The 234-nt window shown below is 39.7% G+C and carries 1 protein-coding gene; it reads right to left on the reverse strand.

Features of this window, described 5'->3' with window-relative positions; translation table 11 throughout:
* On the reverse strand, positions 1 to 234 hold a 234-nt coding region (locus E0702_RS18245; RefSeq protein ID WP_205742136.1), incomplete at both ends, for an amino acid permease.

Raw genomic sequence — 234 nt, forward strand, 5'->3', positions numbered from 1 at the left:
TGCCATGAAAGGACCACAAATCATAAAGAAGGTAAAGATAGGTCCTGAAAGGATTTCACGAGCAACCAATGTTAGTGGTTGGTTAGCCACTTCATCGATTGGCAGCGTACCTGATGCAACAACTGACATACCAAGGTAAACAAAGATAATTACAATCGTGGTGCCAACCATACCAAATGGAATGTCTTTCTTAGGGTTCTTTGCGTATTTACTGAAGTACATTAGGTAATATTG

Source organism: Halomonas marinisediminis, from assembly GCF_004347715.1.
GTDB lineage: Bacteria > Pseudomonadota > Gammaproteobacteria > Pseudomonadales > Halomonadaceae > Halomonas > Halomonas icarae.